The sequence below is a fragment of the Synechococcus sp. MIT S9509 genome, from assembly GCF_047303035.1.
Taxonomy (GTDB): Bacteria; Cyanobacteriota; Cyanobacteriia; order PCC-6307; family Cyanobiaceae; genus Synechococcus_C.
Map to the genome: position 1 here is coordinate 587,300 of NZ_CP138940.1, position 23,862 is coordinate 611,161.

At 57.4% G+C, this 23,862-nt stretch carries 28 protein-coding genes; 6 read left to right on the forward strand and 22 right to left on the reverse strand.

Annotation, left to right across the window (positions count from 1 at the left end; all coding sequences use genetic code 11):
• Nucleotides 1-47: 47 nt before the first annotated feature.
• The 15 genes from SIB73_RS03290 to hisA form a co-directional block, all read right to left on the reverse strand.
• Nucleotides 48-884: a prepilin peptidase gene (locus SIB73_RS03290; protein ID WP_413402960.1), complete on the reverse strand. Its 837-nt coding sequence runs from the start codon at nt 882-884 to the stop codon at nt 48-50.
• Nucleotides 881-1,225, reverse strand: coding sequence for a hypothetical protein (locus tag SIB73_RS03295; protein ID WP_413402958.1), 345 nt, complete (start codon nt 1,223-1,225; stop codon nt 881-883). Before SIB73_RS03295 ends, SIB73_RS03290 begins: the two co-directional genes overlap by 4 nt.
• A 34-nt stretch (nt 1,226-1,259) precedes the next feature.
• Nucleotides 1,260-2,162, reverse strand: coding sequence for a phosphoribulokinase (locus SIB73_RS03300; RefSeq protein ID WP_413402956.1), 903 nt, complete (start codon nt 2,160-2,162; stop codon nt 1,260-1,262).
• Nucleotides 2,163-2,237: 75 nt separating this feature from the next.
• On the reverse strand, nt 2,238-3,311 hold the full coding sequence (gene leuB, locus SIB73_RS03305) for a 3-isopropylmalate dehydrogenase (RefSeq protein WP_413402955.1): 1,074 nt from the start codon (nt 3,309-3,311) through the stop codon (nt 2,238-2,240).
• Nucleotides 3,312-3,341: 30 nt separating this feature from the next.
• Nucleotides 3,342-4,421, reverse strand: a complete 1,080-nt coding sequence (gene lpxD, locus SIB73_RS03310; RefSeq protein WP_413402953.1) for a UDP-3-O-(3-hydroxymyristoyl)glucosamine N-acyltransferase — start codon at nt 4,419-4,421, stop codon at nt 3,342-3,344.
• A gap of 1,079 nt (nt 4,422-5,500) precedes the next feature.
• A complete protein-coding gene (gene proB, locus SIB73_RS03315; RefSeq protein ID WP_413402951.1) occupies nt 5,501-6,613 on the reverse strand; it encodes a glutamate 5-kinase in 1,113 nt (370 codons plus the stop codon).
• A complete protein-coding gene (locus SIB73_RS03320) occupies nt 6,610-7,119 on the reverse strand; it encodes a YqeG family HAD IIIA-type phosphatase (RefSeq protein WP_413402949.1) in 510 nt (169 codons plus the stop codon). The genes proB and SIB73_RS03320 overlap by 4 nt, the downstream gene beginning before the upstream one ends.
• Complete coding sequence (locus SIB73_RS03325; protein ID WP_413402947.1) at nt 7,119-7,661, reverse strand: DUF3727 domain-containing protein; 543 nt, start codon at nt 7,659-7,661, stop codon at nt 7,119-7,121. The genes SIB73_RS03320 and SIB73_RS03325 overlap by 1 nt, the downstream gene beginning before the upstream one ends.
• On the reverse strand, nt 7,658-8,164 hold the full coding sequence (gene ruvX / locus SIB73_RS03330; RefSeq protein ID WP_413402946.1) for a Holliday junction resolvase RuvX: 507 nt from the start codon (nt 8,162-8,164) through the stop codon (nt 7,658-7,660). The genes SIB73_RS03325 and ruvX overlap by 4 nt, the downstream gene beginning before the upstream one ends.
• The gene (locus SIB73_RS03335; RefSeq protein ID WP_413402945.1) at nt 8,165-9,238 is read right to left on the reverse strand and encodes a hypothetical protein; all 1,074 of its coding nucleotides are present in this window, start codon (nt 9,236-9,238) and stop codon (nt 8,165-8,167) included.
• Nucleotides 9,239-9,291: 53 nt separating this feature from the next.
• Entirely contained in the window at nt 9,292-10,458 is a 1,167-nt protein-coding gene (locus SIB73_RS03340; RefSeq protein ID WP_413402944.1) for a F420-0:Gamma-glutamyl ligase, read from the reverse strand.
• A 71-nt stretch (nt 10,459-10,529) separates the two neighbouring features.
• The gene (locus SIB73_RS03345; RefSeq protein WP_413402943.1) at nt 10,530-11,066 is read right to left on the reverse strand and encodes a thylakoid membrane photosystem I accumulation factor; all 537 of its coding nucleotides are present in this window, start codon (nt 11,064-11,066) and stop codon (nt 10,530-10,532) included.
• A gap of 54 nt (nt 11,067-11,120) precedes the next feature.
• Nucleotides 11,121-12,737 carry a DUF3685 domain-containing protein gene (locus SIB73_RS03350; protein WP_413402942.1) on the reverse strand — a complete coding sequence of 539 codons (1,617 nt, stop codon included), beginning with the start codon at nt 12,735-12,737 and terminating at the stop codon, nt 11,121-11,123.
• A gap of 27 nt (nt 12,738-12,764) precedes the next feature.
• Nucleotides 12,765-13,160, reverse strand: coding sequence for a Fur family transcriptional regulator (locus SIB73_RS03355; protein ID WP_413406455.1), 396 nt, complete (start codon nt 13,158-13,160; stop codon nt 12,765-12,767).
• 150 nt (nt 13,161-13,310) lie between these two features.
• A complete protein-coding gene (gene hisA, locus SIB73_RS03360; protein WP_413406453.1) occupies nt 13,311-14,081 on the reverse strand; it encodes a 1-(5-phosphoribosyl)-5-[(5-phosphoribosylamino)methylideneamino]imidazole-4-carboxamide isomerase in 771 nt (256 codons plus the stop codon).
• Nucleotides 14,082-14,161: 80 nt separating this feature from the next.
• Here hisA and SIB73_RS03365 point away from each other — a divergent pair, with 80 nt between their 5' ends.
• Nucleotides 14,162-15,082: an NAD-dependent epimerase/dehydratase family protein gene (locus tag SIB73_RS03365; RefSeq protein ID WP_413406451.1), complete on the forward strand. Its 921-nt coding sequence runs from the start codon at nt 14,162-14,164 to the stop codon at nt 15,080-15,082.
• Here the strand turns inward: SIB73_RS03365 and pgsA are convergent.
• Complete coding sequence (pgsA, locus tag SIB73_RS03370; RefSeq protein WP_413402941.1) at nt 15,051-15,596, reverse strand: CDP-diacylglycerol--glycerol-3-phosphate 3-phosphatidyltransferase; 546 nt, start codon at nt 15,594-15,596, stop codon at nt 15,051-15,053. The two genes, SIB73_RS03365 and pgsA, sit on opposite strands and share 32 nt — an antisense overlap.
• A gap of 31 nt (nt 15,597-15,627) precedes the next feature.
• Here pgsA and SIB73_RS03375 point away from each other — a divergent pair, with 31 nt between their 5' ends.
• The gene (locus tag SIB73_RS03375) at nt 15,628-16,098 is read left to right on the forward strand and encodes a CBS domain-containing protein (RefSeq protein ID WP_413402940.1); all 471 of its coding nucleotides are present in this window, start codon (nt 15,628-15,630) and stop codon (nt 16,096-16,098) included.
• Here SIB73_RS03375 and SIB73_RS03380 read toward each other — a convergent pair.
• Nucleotides 16,095-17,243 (reverse strand): hypothetical protein, encoded by a 1,149-nt coding sequence (locus tag SIB73_RS03380; RefSeq protein ID WP_413402939.1) that lies wholly within the window; start codon nt 17,241-17,243, stop codon nt 16,095-16,097. The two genes, SIB73_RS03375 and SIB73_RS03380, sit on opposite strands and share 4 nt — an antisense overlap.
• 132 nt (nt 17,244-17,375) lie before the next feature.
• On the opposite strand from SIB73_RS03380, the gene SIB73_RS03385 reads away from it, so the two are divergent.
• On the forward strand, nt 17,376-17,849 hold the full coding sequence (locus tag SIB73_RS03385; RefSeq protein ID WP_413402938.1) for a L,D-transpeptidase: 474 nt from the start codon (nt 17,376-17,378) through the stop codon (nt 17,847-17,849).
• A gap of 38 nt (nt 17,850-17,887) precedes the next feature.
• A complete protein-coding gene (locus SIB73_RS03390; protein ID WP_413439707.1) occupies nt 17,888-18,166 on the forward strand; it encodes a hypothetical protein in 279 nt (92 codons plus the stop codon).
• Nucleotides 18,167-18,585: 419 nt separating this feature from the next.
• Here the strand turns inward: SIB73_RS03390 and SIB73_RS03395 are convergent, their stop codons facing one another.
• Both SIB73_RS03395 and pdeM read right to left on the reverse strand, forming a co-directional pair.
• Entirely contained in the window at nt 18,586-20,088 is a 1,503-nt protein-coding gene (locus SIB73_RS03395) for a hypothetical protein (protein ID WP_413406449.1), read from the reverse strand.
• Nucleotides 20,082-20,834, reverse strand: a complete 753-nt coding sequence (gene pdeM, locus SIB73_RS03400) for a ligase-associated DNA damage response endonuclease PdeM (protein WP_413402936.1) — start codon at nt 20,832-20,834, stop codon at nt 20,082-20,084. Before pdeM ends, SIB73_RS03395 begins: the two co-directional genes overlap by 7 nt.
• A gap of 236 nt (nt 20,835-21,070) precedes the next feature.
• Here pdeM and SIB73_RS03405 point away from each other — a divergent pair, with 236 nt between their 5' ends.
• Nucleotides 21,071-22,147: a transporter substrate-binding domain-containing protein gene (locus SIB73_RS03405; protein ID WP_413402935.1), complete on the forward strand. Its 1,077-nt coding sequence runs from the start codon at nt 21,071-21,073 to the stop codon at nt 22,145-22,147.
• Between the two features lie 26 nt (nt 22,148-22,173).
• Here the strand turns inward: SIB73_RS03405 and SIB73_RS03410 are convergent, their stop codons facing one another.
• Nucleotides 22,174-22,410: a ribbon-helix-helix domain-containing protein gene (locus SIB73_RS03410; protein ID WP_413402934.1), complete on the reverse strand. Its 237-nt coding sequence runs from the start codon at nt 22,408-22,410 to the stop codon at nt 22,174-22,176.
• Between the two features lie 87 nt (nt 22,411-22,497).
• Between SIB73_RS03410 and SIB73_RS03415 the strand changes: the two genes are divergently transcribed.
• Nucleotides 22,498-23,127, forward strand: a complete 630-nt coding sequence (locus SIB73_RS03415; protein ID WP_413402933.1) for a PCC domain-containing protein — start codon at nt 22,498-22,500, stop codon at nt 23,125-23,127.
• A gap of 66 nt (nt 23,128-23,193) precedes the next feature.
• On the opposite strand, the gene SIB73_RS03420 is transcribed toward SIB73_RS03415, so the two are convergent.
• Nucleotides 23,194-23,403, reverse strand: a complete 210-nt coding sequence (locus SIB73_RS03420) for a hypothetical protein (RefSeq protein WP_413402932.1) — start codon at nt 23,401-23,403, stop codon at nt 23,194-23,196.
• Nucleotides 23,404-23,618: 215 nt separating this feature from the next.
• The gene (locus SIB73_RS03425; RefSeq protein ID WP_413402930.1) at nt 23,619-23,813 is read right to left on the reverse strand and encodes a hypothetical protein; all 195 of its coding nucleotides are present in this window, start codon (nt 23,811-23,813) and stop codon (nt 23,619-23,621) included.
• Between the last annotated feature and the right edge of the window lie 49 nt (nt 23,814-23,862).

Genomic DNA, 23,862 nt, shown 5'->3' on the forward strand with positions numbered 1-23,862 from the left:
ACCCTTTTGAAACTCGTTGGCCTGTCAATCCAGGATCAACGAGTTTTTTATGCGCCGATCAATGTCACCCACTGACTCCACCACCATTGTGGGCCCATCATCCAGACCAGCCAGATGCCTGCAGCGATGAAAGGACCGAACGGAAACGGTTCTCTTGGCTTCAGCTGACCTGTGATCCGGGCAACAACCCCGAACAGGGCACCGGAGATCACCGCTATTCCCATGGTAACGCCGAGTCCCTGCAGTCCCAGCCAGGCCCCCGCCAGAGCAGCCAGTTTGGCGTCACCCAACCCCAGGGCAGGTTGACCAACCAATCGTTCCGTCAGCGCACTGAGCCCTTCCAGAATCAGCAGCCCAGCTGCTGAAGCCAGCAGATGATCAAAGAGAACACCGCCACCAGTCTGAGGCTCTCCAAAGACTGCAACCAAGGCGCTGGCCAGCAGTCCTGTCACCACTCCGGCTCGACAGATGGGTTCCGGCAGCCAAAGGTGGTCGATGTCGATCAGCACGAGCGGCAACAGCAGACTGACCAGAACGACTCCGCCCATCAGCGTGATCAGAGCCGTTGCAACGTCGTTTGAAACAGGATCTGCATTGAAACCAACGGCCCAGGCGGCACTCAGCCACAACCCGGCTGTGATTGCCTCCACCGCGGGGTAACGGGGTGAAATCGGCTGACGGCAGTTCCGGCACTGACCCCGAAGGGAAAGCCATCCGACCATGGGGATGTTGTCGTGCCATTCCACGGAATGCCCGCATTGAGGGCAGTGACTTCCCGGCCACACAACAGATTCCTGCCTCGGCAGCCGCCAGACAACGACATTGATGAAACTGCCGACGCAGGATCCTGTCAGAAGCAGGATCCACAACAGGGTTGTGTTCAAGATCCCTGTCCTCTGTACCGCTCTCTCGCAGTTCGAGGACGCTTGAACTTTCTGCTGATCAGTTCGGCACCGATGAAGTGTTCATCGGGCAGGAGTGTGGGGGTCTCCAATACAACACGTCCTTCGTTGAGATCGATATTCACCACCACGCCGCAGGGTTCAGGTGAATGCGTTGATTCACTCAGATGCTGAAAATAAATTCTGCGGGCCAGAGCGATCAGTCTTCTGCTGTCAACTCGGTCCCAGCGTGGTGTGAGGCTGGCGTTTCCGCCGGCTCCAGCGATCACGAAGGAGGGAGGTGAAACTGAAATCGGCTCACCTGAACGATCAGATGAACCCACGATAGGACTGACTGGGAGTGTTGTTGAACAGAGATCAGTTCAACTTATTCTTCTCTTCAATCATGCGGTGAATGATCGGAGTAAGGATCAGTTCCATGGCAAATCCCATCTTGCCTCCATTCACAACGATGCTGGTGGGACTGGACATGAAGGAATCGTGGATCATGTTCAGTAAATCGTTGAAGTCGATCCCCCACTTCTCGCGTGCACCTTTGCGGAAGTGAATGATCACAAAGCTTTCATCGGGGCTCGGAATGTTCCTGCAGATGAAGGGGTTGGAGGTGTCGACTGTTGGGACTCTCTGGAAATTGATATCAGTGCGGCTGAACTGCGGGCAGATGTGATTGATGTAGTCAGGCATCCGGCGAAGGATCGTGTCAACAATCGCTTCTGCTGAATAGCCGCGCTCAGCGTTGTCACGGTGGATCTTCTGGATCCACTCGAGATTGGTGATCGGCACCACACCAACCAGAAGATCTGCCAGAGATGCCACGTCGTAGGCATCGCCTTTGACGCCGCCGTGAAGTCCTTCGTAGAACAGCAGGTCAGTGCCTGATGGAATGTCTTCCCACGGTGTGAACTGGCCTGGGTTCAGGTCAACTCCCAGACGCGAATTGTGTTCAGCAGCCTCTTCAGGGCTGTGCAGGTAGTAGCGCTTCTGACCTCCGCCCGTTTCGCCGTAGACACGGAAGAGCTCTTCAAGCTTGTCAAACAGATTGGCTTCAGGCCCGAAGTGGGAGAAGTTCTCACCCTTGGCCAGTGCATCAGCCATGGCATCCTTCATGGCCATCCGCTCAAAGCGGTGATAGCTGTCACCCTCGACGACAGCCGGTGTGATGCTTTCACGGGCGAAGATGTGCTCGAAGGCACGCTTCACGGTGCTGGTACCGGCACCTGAGGAACCGGTGACAGCCACGACTGGGTGACGCTTCGACATCGACGGAGGCAGATCAGGCCCGAAGAGTTTGGCAGGTCAACGGACCAATTTCGAATTTTGACGGATCAAATCGGATCAGAGTGCCTTGAGAAGCTCCTCACCCATGGCACTGCAGCCCAGTGGTGTGCAGCCCTCCGCCATCAGATCGCCTGTGCGGAATCCCTTCGCCAGCACCTGATCGACGGCCTGTTCCAGTGCATCTGCCGCCGTTGGCTGTTTGAGGCCCGTCCGAAGCATCATGGCTGCGGAGAGAACCATGGCCATGGGGTTGGCCTTGTCCTGTCCTGCGATGTCCGGTGCTGAGCCATGCACCGGTTCAAACAGACCCGGCCCCTCACTCCCCAGTGATGCTGACGGCAGCATGCCGATGGAACCGGTGAGCATGGCGGCCTCGTCACTGAGGATGTCGCCGAAAAGGTTGCCTGTGAGCAGTACATCAAACTGACGTGGATCCCGCACAAGCTGCATGGCGGCGTTGTCCACATACATGTGACTCAACTCCACTTCGCTGTAGTTGCCTGACAAGGCATCTACCCGGTCTCTCCAAAGCTGACTGACATCAAGAACGTTGGCTTTGTCCACCGAGCAAAGTCGGCCTCTGCGCTCCTTCGCCAGCTCGAACGCCACCCTGGCGATGCGATCCACCTCCGAATCCGAGTAGGTCATGGTGTTGAAACCACGCTCTTCTCCGTCAGCTTCAATCCGACCTTTGGGTTTGCCGAAGTAAATCCCGCCTGTCAGTTCACGGACAACCATCAGATCCACGCCTTCAATCACATCGCGGCGCAGTGTGCTGGCATCAATTAGGGCAGGCACGATCTTCACGGGGCGGAGGTTGGCGAATAACGCCATGCCTGAGCGCAGCCCCAGCAGTCCGCTTTCCGGCCTTTTCTCTCTGGGCAGATCATCGAAACGGGGACTGCCGATGGCAGCGAGCAGCACAGCATCCGCTGAGCGGCAGGCGTCCAGAGTGGATGCCGGCAAGGGCTCATTGGTTGCGTCAATGGCTGCTCCACCGATCAGTTGTTCATCGAATGAGAGGCCGAAGTTGAACCGCTCGGCAACGACTTCCAGCAGATGACGTGCCACGGCGGTGATTTCGGGACCGATGCCGTCACCGGGTAAAAGCACGACTCGATGCTGATCCATGGTGCCGAGCGGAAGACTATTGGTTTGAGACTACTGAGCGGTCCCTGGTTCTTCAGTGCGCGAGATCGAAGGTGCCACCTGACGCTGGAGCTGACGAAGCTGTTTGCTCATGTCAGGCAATTTGCTGAAGGCAGCTGAACAACGAAGCCAGAGCCTGTTGGGAATGGCCGGGTAACCACTGACGACTTCTCCTGAGGCGATCTCGCCGTGGATGCCGCTTTTGGAGCTTGCAATCGCTCTGTCGCCGATCACTGCACGGTTGGCGACACCCACCTGCCCAGCAAGAATCACACCATCGCCCAGCCGGGCTCCACCCGCTATGCCCACCTGAGAGGCCAGAGCACAGCCCCGTCCTGTCACCACTCCGTGTCCGATCTGGACGAGGTTGTCGACTTTGCTGCCGGCACCGAGGCGTGTTTCGCCGACGGAAGGACGGTCAATCGTGCTGCCGCAACCAATCTCGACACCGTCTTCGAGAATCACCAGGCCTGTTTGTGGCATCTTGCGCCAGCCCTTGGGCGTTGGCACAAACCCAAATCCTTCAGAACCCACAACCGCATTGGAGTGCACAACGCACCCATTGCCGATGCGGCAACCGGGATGAAGGACGGCATTGGCGTGCAATTCGCAGCCTTCCCCGATTTCCACGTCGCCGTAGATCACCACACCTGGGTGAATCACGGTTTGAGCTCCGATCCTCGAGTCATCCCCGATCGTCACGTTGGCTGCCACACTGACCCCCACACCAAGCTGAACGCGATCGGAGATCACAGCGCTTGGATGAATGCCCGCATGCAGGACGCGACGCGGATGTAGTTGTTCCAGCGTTTCAGCGAAAGCAAGTCTTGGATCGCGGCAAACCGCCCATGCCAGTTGTCTCTGTTCCGCAAGCGACTTCAGCTCTTCCTGATCGGGAAGCAGCACCGCACCCACCGCGCTTGTCTCAAGGCTTGCCACCAGAGCATTGCCTTGTTCAAGGAAGCTGATCTGATCGATTTGTGCGCATTCAAGTGATGCGGCTCCACGCAGTTCCGGATCTTGCGCTGTGGAAACCTTGAGAACGCCAGACTCGCCCTGCTCAAGGATCGCGATCAACTCGCTGAAGCGCATGGGAACCTACCAATTGACTGAACATCCTTTTCACAGCTGAAGCTCTAGCGCTTGCATGCAACGCACCCGTTGCTTGCAGGGTTTGAGAAACCAGTGAAAAGTCTCTGCAAAGTTAGCCGGCAAAGACGTCAATGATGCGGATGAAACTGTCTCGAAATCACGACTCATCAGGCTTTTGTGCTGTTCGAGCCAGTTGGCGATCTTGAAAAAAAATATTTCGTGTATGTTTTGATGAGCGACTGATCTATTTGTTCTGCTGGTATGTTGATTTTCTGGGCACGTTTTCGTGCTCCAGTTATTGAATTTAGATTTCTTGAAACACTGCGTTGGAGTCTTTCCTGTTTTCAAGGTAATGGTTATTGCGGGAGGAGCTTATCTCTCAGGGTTTCAGATAGTTCTATTTGTCTCTGGTCTTTCACTTTGCCGGTGAGGTTCTGCTGCTCAAGAGGCTCCCCGGCCTGTTGGCTATGCTGGAGCAACCAAATCATTGATCATGTCGAAGTGGATTCTGATTCTCGGGGGTTTGTATTCGGGTCTGCTTCTCTATATCTATGTTGTTTTGCCAGCTCTTAAATAGATTCAATTTTCAGGCTCGATCTGGCTGCATTCATCACTGGCGGGGTCTTTGCACTGTCTTTTGAGAATTTGATTATTTCATTTTGGAATCAGTGTGTGGAACCGTCGTTGCGGTTTTGTGCCAACAGTGTCGTCAAGGTGGCATTTCAGTTCTGATGTTGATTCATGTTGTAGATACTGATACATCCATGCATCAATTCAGCCATTAAATTTGAAATTGGTTTGATTCGTGTTATGTCGTCTAATCAGGACCCGATAATCAGTCTGTTCGCTGCTGCCTCCGTGGGTGCTTTTCTGCTCACGTCCTGGCTGGCCCATGATTATGCCAACATCATTATTCCATTTCTGTTTCTGAGTATGATCTGCGCCAACGGATTTGGGTATTATCTCGGTTTGTCTGCGAATAAATAATCTTTAATTCAACCGTTTAAGCGTATAGAAAATTTTGATTAAATATTCTTTGATGAAATAATGCATGATCAATTGTTTGTTTCAAATTAGACTCATTCCTGGCGAGAGAAGGATTTCGTTAGAACCATTGCATCGCGGTGCACCACAACAGGTGAACCACCGGTTTTGTTCAGATTGCAAGCTGTCTCTGTGAGCATGCTGCGCAATCTCTCGCTGCTCATTGTCGCCAGGCCTCGAGCCACTTCCTGACCGTTCTCATCGAGCAGCAGCACGGCTTGGTTGGCCTCGAACTCTCCATCCAGATCTGTGACTCCAACAAGCAGTAGCGAAGCACCTTTGTTGAGCAGCGCTCTGCAGGCTCCTTGGTCAAGGTTCAATGTGCCTGTTGGTTTAAGTGCGTGAGCCAGCCAGCTCTTGCGGTTGCCGAGCGGTTCTGGATGGGGATGGAAGACAGTGCCGCCTCGCCCCCCTCGCAGAATGTTCTGCAACGCCAGGGAGTCCCGGCCATCGCCAAGGTGCACCGTGACTCCGCTTGCGGTGGCGATGCGAGCCGCGGCAAGTTTGGTGGCCATGCCTCCGGTGCCCCAGCGGCCCCCGCTGCCTGCGCCTTCCTCGAGCTCGTCGATCTGTTCTGGGTCGTGCACCTCCTTGATGGGTTTGGCGGAAAGATCACTGCGGGGATCCGCTGAATAGAGACTGTCAACATCAGTGAGCAGAATCAGTTCATCCGCTTTGACGGCAGCGGCAACAAGTGCTGAGAGCGTGTCGTTATCGCCGAATTTCAGCTCCTCGGCGGAGACCGTGTCGTTGCCATTCACCACAGGAAGCACTCCCCACTCCAGCAGCTGGTTGAGGGTGGCGGACGCATTGTGATAACTCAGGCGGTCTGCCAGATCTGCGCGAGTGAGAAGCACCTGCGCGACTGGAATGCAATGGCGTGAGAACTCTTTCTCATAAAGGCTCATCAGATAGCCCTGGCCAACGGATGCCGCAGCCTGAAGTCCTGAAAGGCTGAGGGGACGGAGACTCATCCCTAATCGTTGACAGCCGAGACCAACGGCTCCGGATGACACCAGCACGGTTCGATCTCCGCGGCCCATGCTGTCCGCCAGGCTGCTGGATAACCCTGCAATCGCCTCCGCCGTGGATGTCTCAGGGCGTTGTCGCAGCAGGCTGGTCCCCACTTTCACAACCCTGAGTGTCATTGACCCACAGCTCCAATGAATCGGGCCAGGCGTCGCTCCAGCCTCTGAACACGATCGTGACTGCAGGGTGTGCCGTCGGAGTTGGGGGGTTTCACCAGAACGGTGTAAAGCCCAAGCCTGTTGCCGGCAAGAACATCAGTGAACAGACGATCACCCACCATCGCGATCTCTGCCGGTCTGTGAGGCAAGTTGCCGATCACTCGACGAATCGCGCCACTGCGAGGCTTTGATGCCGAGCAGGTGTAAGTGACATTCAGCTGGTTCGCCACAGCCTGGATCCGCTGGCGCGAGGGGTTATTGCTGATCAGATGGATGTGCAGCAGACGCGAAGCATCCTCTGTCCATCGACGCATTGGGAGGGGCAGTTCCACATCCCGCCCGGGCAGAAGAGTCCTGTCCACATCGAGCAAGAGAACCCTGATGCCTCTCCCCAGCAGTGGTTCAAGCGGCAAATGGGCCAGAGTCAGGCCCGGATCCCAATCCGGTGTGAGCCAGTGACGCTGCATCACTCAGGCAGTCCCTGTTCTTCCAGCTCGGCTTCGATACGTGGTTGAACACGGTCGAACTCCTCACCTTCGACAAGAAGTGCTGCACCGTCTTCCATCCGCGCCACCACGAAGAATGGATCCAGAGGGATGTAAAGGCCATACTCCTGTTCATCCACCAGAAAACTCACCAACAGCTCATAGGTTTCAGACTCATCGTCAACATCCTCTTCCTCGAGATCCTCAGGATCAGGTTCATCAAGCTCACCGTTGACGGTCAGCGTCACCGCTGAGCGGACAAGCGTGAGATCGTGTTCCTGGAGCACGACGTCAGCAACAGAAAGGATTGGTTCGCTGCTGGTGATGCTGTCGATCAGTTCAGGATTATCCCCGTCACGCAGTCGGAACAAACACACAGGCGTGTCCACTGGAGTGAGCAGTGCGTAATCCTTGTCATCAAGTGGGATCAGCTGCTCAAGAAAGCAGAGCAGGTCGTGTCCGTCACGGTCCTTGACGAGAACGGTGGGCACCTCACCGCTGGTTGCAGGTCCGCTTGAACTCATGGCGCTGGTGAGACTGAAGTCCACGATCTTGCATCAGCATCCGTTTCGCCATCACTTTCAGGCGCCATCTGGACTGGTTGCGCCTCAGGCCCATCAGCTAACCACTGTTCCAGCAGCAGTGCCGCCGCGGCGCTGTCCAGTCGTCCACTTCGATCCCCATGCAATTGATGGCGTTCAGCGGCAGCCCAGCTGCTGCTGTGTTCGTTCACAAGGGCCATCGGAAGTGAGAGGGCACGAGCCAGCCGAGCTCCATAGCGCTGACAGTGTCTGGCCTGCAAGGTGGGATTGCCACCGTCATCAAGGGGCAAGCCCACCACCAGGGCCTCGACCCTGCGTTCCGCACAGAGTTGCTTCAGATAGCTGAGATCATTGTCAAAGTCGCCTCGTTTCAAGGCGATGAGTGGTGTGACGGTCAAACCAAGCCCATCACAGCCAGCCAGGCCGATTCTGCGACGACCCACATCAAGACTCAGGGCTGATCGCGCTCGGGGCTGTGAGCTCATTCATCGCCTCGGGGCAAGGCTCGGATTAGGCAGGGGAGGTTGTTGTGGCTGCAGGCGGCCGAGCATTGATTCAAGTGGCCGGAGACCACCCAGGTTGCGTTGGTGCACACGCCTCCAGATGCTGCGTCCCAACATCATTTCCAGGTTTCCTTCCTGCCATCCATGATTGGCAAGCACGGCTCTCAGCTGATCATCCTCCTCCGGGACAAGAAGAGACGGGGAACACTGCTGGTTCAGCAGCTGCGACAACGCCGCGGGCAGACCAGAGCCAATGCGTTCATCCCATGCCGGTCCACGCAACACTTCCAGGCGGGGTGAATCCATCCCCCAGGGGCGCCTGATCAGACCTGCAATCACCGCATTGGTTCCGTCTCTGTCAACGGTCAGAACCATTGATCCGCTGCCGCTCAGGTCAAGCAGGTCGCACCACTGTCGATCAAGAATCTGCCTGTGCTGAGGGCTGATGCTGGCCTGTTCAAGGGCCAGCAGTTGTCGTGCATTGTCTCGGTTGAGCGAGTTCCAGCAGAGACCATCGGGAGGCAGCTCACTGCTCTTCGATTCAGGGGATGATGACGCGGCTGCATTGGGTGGATTCCAGACGCGCACCTGTCGCAGCGGCTGAAATCCAAACTCCCTCAACACATCCAGCTGTGGCTGATCCAAGGGATCGCAACGAACGAGCCAGCTGCGACAGCGAGCGATGTCATCACTCAGTGCCTGCTGCACCAGCAGACGCAGGCCTTGCTGGCGACTGAAGTGACGTGGTGATGCAAGGGAGAGAAGGTCGAGATTCCAGCAGCTGCTGCGGCGGTTGCCGGAGCGCATCAGCAGCAGAGTCTCAATCTGGTCTGTTGATTCACAGGAAGACTCAATTAGGGCGAGAACCCTGGTGAGTCGCGCATTGAGGGGGTCGGGAAGAAATTGCTCGAGACGGCTGAACCAGGACTGAACGAGCAAGCTCTGCAGAGCGCTGTTCTGAATGGAGGAGCAGGCATCGGGAACCGATGCGATCTGGCCCAGATGACTGACTTTCAATGGCTCAACCCGGAGCCGGAATCCCGCTGTCGCTGCCACGGCAGGCCTCCACCACTTTATAAATCTATCGCCGCTTTACACAAAAAGAGGGGTCAGGCGGGTCGGACCAGCACCAGCGGTGTGCGCTCGTTGGCATTGCCTGCCGGGTTCGGTCGCAGCGCGCGATGCAGCAATGCTTCATCACAACCGCTGCTGGAGGCCAGCACCTTCACCCGTCCGAGATCGTTCACATCAACGATTGCCACGGAGACTCCGAGAGCTTCTGCGGCGTCCTGGCACAGCTGGACAGGGTCTGCAGGCCCCAGCACGATTGTCTGATCGTATGGAGGTGTTGTTCCGGTGATGTCATCAATCAGGCGCGCCTGCTCGCCGGCAAGGCGATAGAACCAGCCCTTCAGGCCAACAACTTTCAGTGCCAAGCCGATCGACCAGGCGAGAATGACCCTTGTTGGTCCGACCTGATCAATCAGGGTTTGCAATCCGCAGGCGGTGGCGAGGCTGCTGGTCGGGTGGAACACGCGGCAGAGCAATCGAGCGATCCAGGTCGGTTTGACCATGGAGGGGTGGGTGTATCTCCCCTGAATCACTGCGACGGGGGTCTCACCGATTGTGAGAATGTCGCCAGGCTGCACCAGTTCGCCCGCATAGTCACGCAGCACTTCAAGCGTGTTGTCGAGCGGGCCGAGCAGGTGTGTTTTCAGCGGAAGCACCCTGCAGCTCTCGCCTGAGCGGAATTCAACCTCTGCTGGTTGCACCACGGCAGGTCTGCGCAGTGGAACGACCACGCCCTGGCGACGAGCAAGCCGTCCAAAAGGTCCGTAGTTCACCCAGTTGACGTCCATCCAGAGCGTATCGACCCGATCCGCAATCGCAGCACCTGTCTGATCGCTGAGGATGACACTGACCTGGATACGGGTGCTTTTGCGCCCTTTCACGATGTAGGCGGGCCAATAGCCGTCAGCCCGGGTGTCCTCGTCGGGGTGGTGGGGAGTGATCCGTGTTCTGACAGTCACATCACTGAGGTCCGAGCTGCCGATCAGAACAGGATTGACCTGGATCTCAGGCACCATCACTTCCATGCGCGGGTGAGGGTTACTGATTTCGATCCACCCCTCCAGCTCGAGATCCTTTCCCTGTACCTGAACGTTCCAGTCCAGTTGACGCAGCTGAAGCGGTGATGTGGGTCTCAGCCGATGGCGCGCCTCGATCCAGAACACTCCCAGTCCGAGCAGGAGCAGGATCACGAGCAGAACACACATGTCAACGTCGGCAGTCGGCCGGTCTCAATGGCGCGAAGCGTAAGGCGTCCTCGTGATCCTTCAAGAGCGGATCACCGGGAGATCACTTCCGTGTTGAGTTCGTTGAAACTGAAGCTCTTGCTTTCTCCCTGCGGTGCAGGAAGTCCGGTCGCCTCACTGATGGCTGCGTTGATCTGCTCCAGAGGGACCTGACCCTCCTCATCAAGCAGCAGCCGGCCATCTCCGGCGATCACCACCACCTGCGGAACGATGCCGTGCCAGTAGTGCGCAGGGTCTGTCCGGTCACTGGTCTCTTTGCCCTGCAGCGCATCGGTTGTCAAAGGCAGCAGGTCCACGCTGTTCCCCCAGAGCCTTTGAAGTTCCGATACGGCCGGTGAGAAGGCTTTGCTCGTTCGGCTGTCATCCAGGTAGTAGACGATCACGCTCGTGCGTCCCGCCAGCTGTGAATCGGCCAGGCTGACTGCAGGAGGCACCAGTGATCCGTTGCCTGCGTAGAGCGCGAAGATGTTGCCGTCGTAACTGTCGGTTTCCCTGATGGCCATAGCCGGCATCGCCAACAGCATCAGCGACAGCACCGCGACGATGGAACGGAGCAGGAACGCGGTCATGGCAGCGGAACAGTTTTCGTATTCTGAGCCCTGGTGAAGGCTGGCTGCTGGAAATCAGCTGCGCCCAAGACTGCGACCCATACCTTGTGCGATGCCACGCCCAATCAGACCGATCGCCCTGCCCACCACTTTGGTGAGGACCACCACCATCAGGTCTCCAAGACGTTTGACCAGAGCCTGAACCTGTGGAGCGATTGCATCGCGAGCCTCGACAATCAGTGCCACCTGTTGTTGCCACCAGCGTAGGCGCCTGAGCTCCTCGTCTCTCGGCTCGGTCAGCAGTAGGGGTTCGATGCGCCCGGTTTTGAGGCTGAACAGCAAGCGCCGGCTCTCGTACAAGCGGATTGGTCGTTCGATCCAGTCCTGCCAACGCGACTGACTGTTGAGTTGGTTGCGCAGCCGCTCAAGCTCACGCGTGGAGATCAGGTTCTGCTGAAGAAGATATCGGCGCAGTTCGGGCCATTCGCCGCAGATTCCGAGCAGTTCGGAACCGATCAGTTCAGCGGTTCGCACAAGCCAGTTGCTGATCAGGGTTTCCAGCTGCAGCAAAGCTCTTGGGTCGTCTGAGGGGAGAAGCTGACCATCGACAAGCACCGGTTGATCCAGCACCAGTGAAGCCAGCATCGACTGCGGGTCTGGCAGCTCATCATCGTCTTGTCGGAGATCGGTCCGATCCACCAGTTGATCTGCCACCGCGACAAGACCGTCTCCCTGAGGCAGTCGCACGTAATTGCCAGCGACGCTGCGCAAGGCCTGTTGTTTCACTTCCGTCTGCAGGGACTGCCAGCGAGCGCTCAGTGCCTCCTGGTCGCGAGTGCGGATGAGCTCATCGCCCCGAAGACGCAGAAGAACCTGGTGCAGTTGCTGAAGAAGAGCCAGCAACAGGTCACGGCGTCGCTCCGGGTGAAGTCCCTCAATGGCGAGCAGGCGGCCTGTGTCGTTTCCCAGTCCGCTGGTCACGGCACCTTCGAGTCGTTGCTGAATCGCATGCCAGACGGCCGTTGGTTCTCGGTCATTCAGGGTCAGTTCAAGGGTCTTGCTGTGATCACGCAAGGGCATTGCTTCAGCAAGACCGGTGTGAAGAGGTCCCCAGAGCCACAGAAGCAGGTTTCTGGCACTGCGCAGTTCACGGCAACGACCCTCCAGCATCAGGCGCAGCACCAGGTGCTCTGGTGGGGGGTCGAGCAGCGCTTCGATGACCTGAAGATCCCTGCCGATCTGTTGCAGACCGCTGACCAGAAGCCCCTGCGCCATGCCCAGGCTCTGATCAGCGCTTTTGGAGTGTGTCGACTGTGGCTTGATTTTCAGCACCCTGCCTCCATTGAGGAGGATCTCGACGGCTTCCCTGAGAGCTTCCAGGTTCGGGTCCTGGAGGATGCCGTCACAGTTCAGCGCCAGCAGGGCCTGAGGATCACGACCGTAGTCAGCGGGTAAAAGCAGAAGAGTGGGTGCAGGAGTCCAGCGCTGTTGCAGCTGAAGAATTTCCCGCTCAAGACTCTGAGCCTGCAAGTCTGCTGGCAGCGACCAGATCACCAGTGATGGATGTCTCTGAAGCTGATCGGCCGAGCGCCTTACTAGGAAGGAGAGCTGTTCAGTGGGCAGTTCCGCGGCAAGGCTTTCACCGAGAAGATCGGGAGCGAAAAGCAGAATCTCCCGGTCCTGGTCGATCACGATGCCCTGAAACTGTGCTGATGAGCGTCAAGGTAACGGCACTGGCGAGGATGCTCCAGTGGCAATTCTGCGCCGACCGTTCAACTGCAGGGTGTACGACTCGATGGTGAAACCGGTCCGGCGCTCGATTTCCCTGAGCAGATCATCGGGAAGCGTGACATCCAGGTCCTCAATGGCACCTGTCTCCAGGCAGGTGATGTGGCTGTGCGGATCGTTCCGATATCCATAAAGCCTCCCGCTGGCTCGATCGAGACACTCGATCAGGCCAGCGCTCTGAAGCGCTTCAAGGTTCTGATACACGGAGGTGTGGCCGATTTTCCGGCCTTGCTGATTGAGCTTTTCAAAAATGTCTCTTGCGCTCAGATGACTGGCTTCACTCCACAGCAGGTCGAGCACCATTCGCCGTTGTCTGCTCAGTCGCATGCCCAGGTGTCGGCAACGATCGAGTGCGTCCTGAAGGGTGCGCTGCTCACTGGCTCCCTCTGGCAGAAATGACTCGACCAGCGACTCCACGGCAGTCGTCGTAACGATTTCAGGTTAGACCCGTGATACGAAACCGTCCTCCGGATGCCCTCAGGCCAGGTCTTGCCAAAGTCCTGTCGGCGGGTCCTGTAGCCGTCCCTCGCCGAGCGCCTTGAGAGCCTCCCGCAGATCAACACGTCCGTCATAGAGAGCTCGGCCGACGATGACGCCTTCAACGCCGAGAGGTTCCAGGGCCAGCAGAGCCAGCAGGTCAGCCATGCAACCAACCCCACCGGAGGCGATCACGGGAACTGAGCTGGCAGCTGCCATCTCTCTCAAGGCACTCAGATTCGGGCCCGCCAGGGTTCCATCGGTACTGATGTCGGTGCTGATGATTGCGGCGATCGCTGATTCACTGAAGCGCGCCGCCAGTGCCGTGGCCTCCGTGTCGCTGTTCTCAACCCACCCCCTTGTGGCGACCTTGCCTTGTCGGGCATCAATGCCCACGATGATCCGTCCGGGATATCGATTCGCCAGTTCCACCACAAGATCAGGCTGCTCAAGGGCGACCGTTCCCAGGATGACCCGCTCGAGACCGCACTCCAGCAGCTCCCCTGCCCGCTCCGCCGAACGCACTCCTCCGCCGAGCTGCACAGGGATCGACAGTGACGCCGTGATCGCGCGAACCGCTGTGTCATTGACCGGTTCGCCGCTGCGTGCTCCGTCGAGGTCCACGAGATGCAGACGGCTGGCACCCTGGTCCTGCCAGCTTCTGGCCTGAGACACAGGATCATCGTTGAAGCGGGTGACCTGGTCGTAGTCCCCCTGGTGCAAACGGACGCAGGCCCCACCCAGCAGGTCGATGGCTGGAATGATCTGCATGGTCGTTGCGATGGAGTGACTCCCATCCTGCATGGATGGGTTGAGCACGCTTCAATACCCCTTGGTCTGCCTGGGTGGTTGTGCAAATCCTGTTGATGGGGGGAACCCGCTTCGTTGGCAAGCCCCTGGTAAGCCGTCTGCTTCAGCAGGGTCACAGCCTCACGCTGTTCACCCGCGGTCGTCAGCCCGTTCCAGAAGGTGTTGAGGCCGTGAACGGGGATCGTGGTGATGACGAGGCGCTTGATCAGCTCAAGGGCCGCGGCTTTGATGTGATCGTCGACAGTTCCGGTCGCACCCTTATCGACAGTCAGAGGGTTGTGGAGCGCACCGGTGCACCCACCCATCGTTTTCTCTATGTGAGTTCAGCGGGTGTCTACGCGGGCAGCCCCTCATGGCCCCTCGATGAGGAGAGCGCGCTTGATCCCGCCAGTCGCCATGCGGGCAAGGCGGAAACCGAGCAATGGCTGATGCGCGAGGGTATTGCCTTCACCAGTTTCAGGCCCACCTACATCGTCGGCCCTGGTAACTACAACCCAGTGGAGCGCTGGTTCTTCGATCGAATCGTCAATGACCGACCCGTCCCACTGCCTGGAGACGGCTCAACCATCACCCAGATCGGTCATGTTGAGGATCTTGCTGAAGCCATGGCGCGCAGCCTTGAGGTGGATGCGTCCTGCAATCGCATCTACAACTGTTCCGCCAAGAAAGGAATCACCTTCCGAGGCCTGATCGAGGCGGCCGCTCTGGCCTGCGGTCGGGAGCCTGGCAGTCTCGACCTGCGCAGCTTCGATCCCAGTGGTCTCGACCCGAAGGCCCGCAAGGGCTTCCCGTTGAGACTCAGCCACTTTCTCACCGATATCAGTCGGGTTGAACGTGAGCTGGCCTGGACCCCGAGGTTTGATGCGCGTGCCTGCATGGAAGACAGCTACAAGCGCGACTACGCCCTGGCACCCACAGCCTCACCAGACTTCAGTGCCGATCAGGTGCTGATCGGGGTCTGAGGTAGGCAACGGCTGACCAGAGGGCCAGGACCAGACCTGGCCAGAACAGCCACCAGCCCAGTGCGTGCATGACCTGGGTGATCCGAACTGATGTCCAGCCTGCGGGCCACAGCATCAGAAACAGACTCAGGAACTGAAATGTGGTCTTCCACTTGCCCAGCCAGGAGGCCGGGGCCCCTCCCTGGCTGCCTGACCTCCACCCGGAGATCAGCAGCTCCCTGGCCAGCAGCAGCCAGACGGCCCAAAGCGGCAGTCTCTGATCGACCGCCAGCCAGATCAACGGAGCGCTGATCAACAGTTTGTCGGCCAATGGATCAAGCCTCGCGCCCCAGCTGCTGCCTCCACCCGCCTTGCGGGCCATCCATCCATCCGCCCAGTCGCTCAGGGCTCCGATCAGCAGCAGCATCCATGCCCAGGCAGGCTGTCCAGAAGCCAGAAGCAGCAGCAACGGTGCGCCGAGCAGGGCTCGCAGGAGTGTGAGTCGATCGGCCCACAATCGCCAGGGAGAGATCAAGGCTCAGAATGCGTGCAGTTGATCAGGTCCCATGGTGCTCCAGCAGACGGTCGGGGAGGTGATGTCCGCTCCGGTGCTGACGGTGACGGCGGAGACCCTGCTTCAGGATGCAGTCAGCCTGCTCAACGACCACCACGTGAGTGGATTACCAGTGACTGACAGCCAGGGTGTCCTGATCGGCGAACTGACTGAACAGGATCTGATGGTTCGTGAGAGCGGTGTGGATGTCGGTCCCTACGTGATGCTTCTCGACAGCGTCATCTACCTGCGCAATCCCTTGAACTGGGATCGTCAGGTGCATCAGGTGCTGGGTAACAGTGTTGGTGACCTGATGCGCCGCGACAGCCACAGCTGCGACATCAGTCTTCCGCTACCCAAGGCTGCTTCGATGCTGCATGAGAAGGGAACACAACGCCTGATTGTTGTTGATGCCGAGCGTCGTCCTGTCGGGGTTCTCACCCGCGGTGATGTCGTCAGGGCACTGGCATCAGCTCAGGGCTAACGACTGGCGACCGGCTTGATTCGGATGGCGATGGGTTTGATCAGACGGAAGTCGACCATGTCTCCGACGCTTAAGCCGGCAAACACTTCATCCTCGAGCTCAGGGCGGATGTCGAGCTTGTGAATTTTGCCTAGGGGGCCTCTCAGCGTGACTTTGTGATCGGTGCGCGAGAGGCGCACAACCTCGGCTGTTCCACTGGCCATGGCCACGCGAGCACCAGCAGGCACCGGTCCGAAATCCCGGCCCAACCTGCGGTCTTCACGCTGCAGATTGAGTCGCTTCTGCTGGGAGCTGCGCAGATCCACCACCAGACCCTGCAGCATTTCAATATTCACCTGATCTCCCACCTTGAGCCCCGCTTCGGCAGGGTCGATCGCTGAGGTGATGAGCATGCTGTGGCCTCGAGCGCCCTTCACCCGCAACAGTTTCTGGCCAGGGACCAGCCGTTCGATGGTGGCTGTGAGCTGCGCGAGCTCGAAGGCCTCAAGCAGCTCGCTTTTCAGGTTGACCTCCTGAGCTGCGAGCGGGCTGACCAGCAGTGGTTCCCCCTTGCTCCGGTAGCCCTTGAGCGCTTCACCTGTTGTGGAGCGCGCCAACTTGCGCACATTCACTGCCAGTGGCTGGATCAGTCGGAAATCGACGGTGTCTCCGACCTTGATGCGATCAAAGGGGTTTGCCTCATCTGTGATCACCACATCCAGGTTGTTGATGCCACCGAGGGGCCCGAGAAGATCGATGCTGTTGTCCTGTCGATCGATGCTGACCACCCGGGCGGTTCCGGAGGCCAGGGCCACACGCATCCCCTCTTTCAACTTGCCCATGTCTTCGGGAAGAATGATGTCTTCGCGGTTGAAACTGAGGTCTTTGTTGGTGCTGGCTTCCAGCTCGACGACCAGGCCATCGAGAATGGACAGGGATACCTCGTCGCCTTTCTCCAGTGCAAGGGGCTCAAGATCGATCCCCACAGTGAGGATTTCCTTATGACCATGGGGATCGATCACCTCGATCACTTTCTCCGCAGGAAGTGCGGTGGTCACGGTGGCTCTCATCTCCGTGACCTCAAAAGCCTCCAGTTGTTCCGGTGAGAATCCGGCTTCAGCTCTCTGCACAATCCCGCAGGAAACACCGAGAACGGCAGCTGCCATCCACCTTGCGGAACGCTTTCTGAGTGCGAAATGGAGCGCCTGGAAGTGAGTCACAGGTCTGAGCAGGAATGGTGAGACGGTAGCCGGACCCGATCTTGGGTCACAATGTCGCGGAATGTTGAGTCCCGAGGCATGGTTTTTCGATTCAGGCGGATGGCCCTATCTGCGGGGTTGGCTGCGCTGACTCTCGGTCTGATCCAGATGCCTGCACGGGCTGAGAAATCGATAGAAATCAGCCTCAAGGAGCGTTATCTCACCTTGTTCGACAACGGCAAGGTGCTCGAGCGTTTCCCCGTTGCGATCGGCGCTCCTGAATCCCCGACTCCAGCGGGCAGCTATGCCATCACCCGGATGGAAGATGCGCCGGTGTATCACAAGGGGGGGAAGGTGATTGCGCCAGGCCCCAAGAATCCGGTGGGCGTTCGTTACATGGCTTATTTCCAGGTCGGCTCAGGTGAATACGCAATTCACGGAACCGCCTGGCCAAACTGGGTGAAACTGCGTTCCGCAGTAAGCCTTGGATGTATTCGCATGCTCAACAAGGATGTGGTCAAGTTGTTTCAGCAGGTGGATGTAGGGACTCCTGTGGTTGTGACCAACAACTGATTCCATTGCTTTGTTCTTTGATTTTTCGCCGCTGAATGATGTCTGTTCGCAACGCCTGTTCCCTGTTCTGTTCTGCGCTGGCACTGCTCGCCAGTCCTGTATTGTCCACCCCACAGAAGGAGATGCCTGAACAGACATTCCTCGATCAGGTTGAAGCCCCAGGCCACGTACTGGTGACGGCACGAGGCGTTGAAGCCGTCAATGCTGAGGCGCGTCGCCAGGGCCTTCGCTTCCCAGCAGTCGGCTACTGGTCTCCGGAAAACATCTGTTTCAAGACACCCGCAACGGGAGATTGCAACGGCCTCTTCCAGCGTTAGTCGTTACCGGCAGCCCTGAGAATTCAAGCGAAATACCTCAGCACTGCATCTGGAGCTATTCGATGCTGACTTAAAGTTCAGATTGACTGCGAAAACGAGAAATTGATCAGATTCAAACGACGTCCTGACTGCAAAATGCGTCGACATTGGATTGTCAGTCAGGCATCACAGCTGCTCATTGTCAGAGAGTGATTGGCCAAAGCTGGTGATGTTTTGATCCTGCATTTGTTCCTTGAGATCTGCGGAATTTGATCGTGCTTGTGAACGATTCAGTGATGGGAATCGCCTTATGTTGTTATGTCAGCAAAAGTCAACTTCTCCTCTTAATTCAGGACCCCATCAATTCAGTCTGGCTTCAAGTGAATTGTTGGTTTTGATCAAAACAGCTGATTGTTATCCGATCTGAAGCGAAGCTGACCTCAGGAGGCCGGTGGTGGAAGCTCGGGTGGTGGTGGTGCCCCTACAAGGGGATCTGGCTGGTCAGTGCCTGAGTTCTGATCCTCAAAAGGTGGTGACTCCTCACCGGGTTCATTGATTGCCTGTGGTTGATCGGAGTCCTGGGAAGGGCGGGCGGAGGACTCGTCGCCGGGGACCTCTTCCGGTGACAGAACAACAGGTGGTGGCAGATCGGGGGGAAGATCGCGTTCATAGGGAGGAAGCCCCATCTCAGGGCCATCAGCATCAGCATTTCCATCTGGCCGCGGCTGTTCAAGCAACACGAGGGGATCAGCGGTGATCGGCGGTTCAGGCAATGGCGAACGATCAGGACTGCCCCTCTGTTCGTCCTGAGACGAGCCAGGCTTCAGGGGCTGGCGTTTCGGTTTCCAGATCAGTCGGGCAACGGGCTCCACCCCTTGCTCCATGACGCGGTTCAGTCCTGCAAGGGCTCTGTCAATCAGACGGTGACCGGCGGCTTCAGCACAGTCCAGTGGGCTCTGACATTCCACCTTTGATCGCAGAGTTTCCGTGAAGTTCCCAACCAAACCGCCTTGCAGGTGGAAGCGGCGTTCACTCAGCCGCAGCAGGTACGGCACGTGCACAAAACTGGTCGCGCCACCGCTGATCCAGTTGGCGTCTTCCTCTGTGAATCCTTTCACTCCCGGGATGATCAGGCGACTCTTGGAAGCATGATCTGGCATGTAAGCGGCCACGAAACCTCGGCGACGGGCAAGCTCCCTTGTCTGCTCCAGTGTGAGGCCGTCTCTGCTCATCAGCATCTCCATCCGGCCATCGCTGCGCAGTCCATAGACCATGCGGATCCTGGGCAGGTAGTAGCGGATGCGCTGGCCCATGCTGATGCTGTAGGCCCCTTTGTAGCTGTCAGGCGGTTGGTTCAGATCGTTGTAGACACTGTGCAAACCACCCACGAACATGTCGTAGATCTCAGCTCGTTCGGGAGTGAGTTCTCCGTAGCCGAAATCCACAGTTCCATCACGCTTGATGCCGACAAACGCACGTTGCCGTGATGCTGTTCGATTCCTGCCCTGCCAGACTTTCTGACCGAATTTCAGATCACCAAGTGGAACGGTGATTTCCTGGCCGCCGTCGTCGATGTGACGCTCGTACATCGGACCTGAGACATAAGCCAGAGCCGCTGAATCCTCAAAAGCGTCCTGTTCGCGGTCCCAGCCCTCGAGCAGTCCCAAACGCACTTTTCTTGGATCGAAATCGAGGGCGTAGACCTCGTCATCGGATTGGTAGCGGAAGGCACCAAGTGAATCGCCACTGGCTTGCTCCTTCAGTGTTGAGAGGGCATCAGGTTGAGGAGTTGCCGGTGCCAGTGCGACAAGGGCCGCAAAGATTCCAAAGGGCGCACTGAGAATCAGCCAGCGTTTTTGCAGACGTTTCTGACGGGGACGACGGCGCCGTACGCGCTTCTTGCGTGGTGGCGCAGCAGTTCCGGTACGGGTCCGCGTCACCATTTCAGACTTGACCCTCTGAATGCCTGTGCGTTGTCGAGCCAAGGAACAATGGTGCCCTCAGCCACCAACCATTTAGGGCCACGGATACGGCAGTCATGCCCTCCCGTCAACTCTCCGAATGCAGGAATCAACATTCGCTGTTCGACAGTGTCGTAGGCGAAGCAGGGAAGCCTCAGTCGGTCCGAGCCCTGGCGCAGGGTGGTTGTGGGGTGAATATGTCCGCAGAGATTCAGTCCTGCAAGCCCGTCGCAGGGTCGTTCCGGTTCGTGGCTGAGCCAAAGGTCTCCAAGCCTGAAGGAAGGATGCTGGGGAAAAGCAGCGGCATGCAGGTGGCGGTCATGGTTGCCACCGATCAAAAGCACTTCGGCATCCAATCGCTCGTGCAGATTTCTCAGATCAGCCCGCAGGCGCTCGGTGACACCGAGTGGGCCATGGATTAGATCCCCAAGAATGATGACGCGTTGAGGACGCCACTGCTTACAGAGATTCTCCAGTCGCAGCAATGTTCCCCGGTCGTTATCACTTGGGAGCGGGATGCCGCAGGCCTGGAAAACCTCGGCCTTGCCTAGATGCAGATCCGCAACAAAAAGTTCCTCACCGGCCGGTCTCCAGATGGCTTTCTGTGCCAGCAGCACCAGCTCTTCGTCCTGCCACTGCCAGCGACATTGCGTTGGATCCGTCTCAGCATGGTCTGTTGATTCGCCATCAGCCTGAGTGCAGCTGTTTTTGACGTTGATGACAGTCAACGGTGGTTTGACCAGCTGAGGTATGCACCATCTTGCTTCGAAATCGCGGAAATGTTTCAAAAGGATGTTCCCCTTCATTGGGCTCCGGTATTGGCCGCTCAGTGTTTGGGATGGCAACCTCAGAATGCTTGAGTCGATTGACTTCTGATGACACTTGCTTTGTTGCTTGCCCTACTGGGATCACTGATCGCCATGGGCGTGATCGTCAAGCGTCTTGAAAACAACGGGTGAAAGGCGTGATCAGAGTTCCAAGGGTTGGTCTGTTGCTCGCCGGTTTGATCAGCGTTGCTGTCCCAGGGGCTGCGATGGCCGAGGTTCTACGGGTTGGTGTCAGTGGCGCACCACCTTTCGTCTTGTCGAAGGGTGATCCGGCTCAGGGAATCAGCATCCAGATCTGGGAAGAAGTGGCAAGCCGTCTCAACAAGACCTATGAATTCATCCACCAGCCCAATACGGAAGCCAACATTGCAGCCGTGAAAAAAGGTGATCTGGATCTCGCCATCGGTCCGATCAGCATCACCCCCGATCGACTGGCTAATCCCGAAATTGATTTCACCCAGCCCTACTTCTACGGCCGTGAAGGATTGATGATACCGGTGAAGGCTCCGGGGCTCTGGGTCAGGTTTCAACCCTTCTTCGGCTGGGCGGCATTGTCATCACTGGGTGGCTTGATGATTCTGCTGTTCTTGGTCGGCAATCTCATCTGGTTGGCTGAGCGCCGTCGCAACACCGAGCACTTTCCTCGCCAGTACCTGCATGGAGTCGGTAACGGGATGTGGTTTGCCCTGGTGACGTTGACAACGGTCGGCTACGGAGATCGATCTCCCGTCACCAGAACCGGTCGCACCATCACAGGAGTCTGGATGCTGATGTCGCTGCTGGCGCTGTCATCGATCACGGCAGGTCTGGCTTCAGCTTTCACCGTGTCGTTGTCGAATCTTCAGCCCACAGCAATCAAGGATCGTTCCGATCTGCGCGGTAAGGCTGTCTCAGTGGTGGCCGGGACCATCAGTGAAAAATGGGCAAGGATGTATGGCGCAAGTGCCATTGAATCTGCAGACCTTGATGCTGCCATTGATCTTTTGGCCAAGGGAAAGGTTGCGGCGGTGCTGTTCGATGAGGCTCCGCTTCGTTACTACCTGCAGCAGAACCCCGAAGCACCTTTCAAGATGGCGCCTTTCGCACTGGCGAATCAGACCTACGGATTTGTGATTCCGGTCAGCAGTGATTTGCGCACACCGATTGATGTGGTGCTTTTGCAAATGCAGCGAAGCGGAGAGGTCAAGTCGATCACTGATCGTCTGTTGCAGTGATGGCCAGCTTTCGCGCATCAGGAGATTCATCTGAGAGTTCCATGCCGGCGTAAACCGTCTTCAATCAGAAAGTTGGCAAGGCTGCTGCAGCTGCGTCCCTCTGCAAGTGCATGTTGCTTGAGGCGGCCCATGACACCAACGGCCAGCGTGACATTGAGCCGCTCTGAGTCCGCGGCTTCGGCGACCTGGGCCACTGTGATGGAGGTTGTTTCGCTCTGGAGCTGCTCCTGCAGTTCTTCCAGCAGACCCTTGAGAAATGACACGATTGCGTGTTGCTGACGTAACAAAAACGTACCGCCGGGCAGCTCTGTGGCGTGGCGTAATCTGGCCCGGTTTCTAGATCTGACTGGATGGAGACCCTGCCCCTTGAGTTGAAACCCGGTCAGGATCTCCATCTCTCTCTGTCTGAGCTGGCTGTGAATCAACAGCTCAGTGGATTTGTGCTCGGAGTGGTCGGCAATCTTTCTCAGGCCACTTTCCGTTGTCCGGGTCAGAGTCAGCCCACCCAGATGAGTGGTGAACTTGAGGTCATCACGCTGAACGGAACCTTCTCACCCTCCGGCGTTCATCTTCACCTCAGCCTTTCAGACGGTGCCTGTCAGGTCTGGGGAGGGCATCTTGAACCGGGAACGGTAGTGCTCAAGGGAGCACAGCTGCTTCTCGGTCTGAGCGGTCTGCCTCCTGCTCAGGACAGCCAGAACCCTGTTCATGATCCCAGTCAGTCCAGTGCGCGAGTGGAGCTGGCAGTGCTCCCCGGTTGTCCATGGAGTCTCAGGGCCAGGCAGCTGCTGGAGAGGCTGGCGATTCCTCATCGCCTGGAGACCATCGAAAGCGACGATCGTTTCGAGGCTTTCCGGCAACGCAGCGGTATGAACACATTTCCCCAGATTTTCATTGATGGAGAAGTTCTGGGGGGATATGACGAACTCGCTGAGATCTCCCTGCAACCATCGTTCAGGGCGTTGGCTCAACAGCTGTAAAGCGATATTTCCCAACCCTCCTGATCGAAACAGGCCAGTTTCCTGAGGTGTCATCGCGGTCCAAAATCAGTGAGAACCGGGCAATTCCGGGAGTTCAATGCACAACTGTTCCACTTCATGCCGCAGCCCATTGATGTGGTCCAAGGGGGCCAGTTCGCGGCGGCCAGGAGGCCAGAGTTGATCGCTGTCGAGGTCGCAAGCCAGGGCCTCTTCCTCAAGGGCTTCGATCAGTTCAGCGAGCTGAGCCCGCGCTTCCAGCCATTTTGTGATGCTCAAGGTGTGAAGGTGGGGTGGGGCATTCAGGTGAGGTGAAAACTAGCCAGCTTCACGGCGATGAACAGGCTTGCAACAAAGTGTTGAACCAGTTCATTTCGATTTCCCTGTGATCCAGCTTTGAGCCGATAGTTCTTGCAGGATTGAAACGAATGAAACCCGCTGCAGAAAACAATTCAGAGGAAGTTCGCTATCGATCTCCCGGCTTTTATGTTGCTTCAGCAGCGGTTATGTCTGCGCATCTGATGAATCATCTTCTCTCCAAAGTTCCATAACTGTTCATTTTGTGGATGATTGATTGAAAACTGTTCTGCATCAGTTGCGCGCTGATCCTCTGCTGTCTCTGCGACTTCGACCGCTTGGCTTGAGGATCCGGATTTTGATGGAGATCCGAGGATCAGCAGTGAAGTCACTGCTATGAACCATTGGTGTACGACTCCTTGACCGAGGAGTGCTTGGGAA

Bases quoted from the DNA above. Each gene is read 5' to 3' on its own strand.
- SIB73_RS03300 (WP_413402956.1), bottom strand. From the start codon at position 2,162: ATGTCGAAGCGTCACCCAGTCGTGGCTGTCACCGGTTCCTCAGGTGCC.
- leuB (WP_413402955.1), bottom strand. From the start codon at position 3,311: ATGGATCAGCATCGAGTCGTGCTTTTACCCGGTGACGGCATCGGTCCC.
- lpxD (WP_413402953.1), bottom strand. From the start codon at position 4,421: ATGCGCTTCAGCGAGTTGATCGCGATCCTTGAGCAGGGCGAGTCTGGC.
- proB (WP_413402951.1), bottom strand. From the start codon at position 6,613: ATGACACTCAGGGTTGTGAAAGTGGGGACCAGCCTGCTGCGACAACGC.
- SIB73_RS03320 (WP_413402949.1), bottom strand. From the start codon at position 7,119: ATGCAGCGTCACTGGCTCACACCGGATTGGGATCCGGGCCTGACTCTG.
- SIB73_RS03325 (WP_413402947.1), bottom strand. From the start codon at position 7,661: ATGAGTTCAAGCGGACCTGCAACCAGCGGTGAGGTGCCCACCGTTCTC.
- ruvX (WP_413402946.1), bottom strand. From the start codon at position 8,164: ATGAGCTCACAGCCCCGAGCGCGATCAGCCCTGAGTCTTGATGTGGGT.
- SIB73_RS03340 (WP_413402944.1), bottom strand. From the start codon at position 10,458: ATGTGTGTTCTGCTCGTGATCCTGCTCCTGCTCGGACTGGGAGTGTTC.
- SIB73_RS03345 (WP_413402943.1), bottom strand. From the start codon at position 11,066: ATGACCGCGTTCCTGCTCCGTTCCATCGTCGCGGTGCTGTCGCTGATG.
- SIB73_RS03355 (WP_413406455.1), bottom strand. From the start codon at position 13,160: ATGCGACTGAGCAGACAACGGCGAATGGTGCTCGACCTGCTGTGGAGT.
- hisA (WP_413406453.1), bottom strand. From the start codon at position 14,081: ATGCAGATCATTCCAGCCATCGACCTGCTGGGTGGGGCCTGCGTCCGT.
- SIB73_RS03375 (WP_413402940.1), top strand. From the start codon at position 15,628: ATGGTGCTCCAGCAGACGGTCGGGGAGGTGATGTCCGCTCCGGTGCTG.
- SIB73_RS03380 (WP_413402939.1), bottom strand. From the start codon at position 17,243: ATGGCAGCTGCCGTTCTCGGTGTTTCCTGCGGGATTGTGCAGAGAGCT.
- SIB73_RS03385 (WP_413402938.1), top strand. From the start codon at position 17,376: ATGGTTTTTCGATTCAGGCGGATGGCCCTATCTGCGGGGTTGGCTGCG.
- SIB73_RS03390 (WP_413439707.1), top strand. From the start codon at position 17,888: ATGTCTGTTCGCAACGCCTGTTCCCTGTTCTGTTCTGCGCTGGCACTG.
- SIB73_RS03395 (WP_413406449.1), bottom strand. From the start codon at position 20,088: ATGGTGACGCGGACCCGTACCGGAACTGCTGCGCCACCACGCAAGAAG.
- SIB73_RS03415 (WP_413402933.1), top strand. From the start codon at position 22,498: ATGGAGACCCTGCCCCTTGAGTTGAAACCCGGTCAGGATCTCCATCTC.